Source organism: Vibrio sp. 1078-1 (genome assembly GCF_033340475.1).
The window spans coordinates 1-571 of the sequence record NZ_JAWOWM010000674.1 but is presented as its reverse complement, the minus strand read 5'-3'; the positions used below and the strand labels follow the sequence as shown (position 1 = coordinate 571).

The following is a 571-nucleotide window of genomic DNA, read 5'->3' as shown; positions in this document are numbered from 1 at the left end:
GTTGAGATGGACGAATATCTTCCGCATGCGCTAATAGCTCGTTCCAATTTTTAGAGCCGTTCAATGCCTTTAAGTCGTCCATGGTGTAACGAGCTTCTTCACCGACCACGGCAAAGCTGACGGACACCATGAATAACGACAATAACGTTTTCTTCATCGTTTTAGTTCCATGCCTGCTTAAGGTACTTCAACGTTGAAGAGTCGTAAGCCGCATTTGGATTCAGAGCAACTTTGAGTACGCTACCACCTTCATCTAACGCGAAACCTGCTTTTTTCGCATTCACTGAATCTTGACCTACGAATTGGATTTTTTGAACTTTTTGAAACTCTTCTTTATACAAAGCTGCGTGCTCAGTTGTCGTGCACAACTTCACCATATCATCATAGATGTAGTTAATAAGACCACCTAACCAACCTGTGGTTTTTACTTTATCAAGTCGAGCTTCAGAAAAATCATAATTATCCCACTGAGCCCAATCGATATTGGTTTCTAGTACTTCATTACCACAAGCCTGCTGCACCTTGGTTACATTTTCTGTCATGGTATTTTCTGTCAACATGCGCTTCGCTT

General features: G+C 41.7%; 1 protein-coding gene. It reads right to left on the bottom strand.

Annotated elements, in window-relative coordinates:
* Nucleotides 1-161: 161 nt before the first annotated feature.
* Nucleotides 162-571 (bottom strand): hypothetical protein (locus tag R7190_RS29445; RefSeq protein WP_318138147.1); only part of this gene is annotated, 410 nt, incomplete at its 5' end.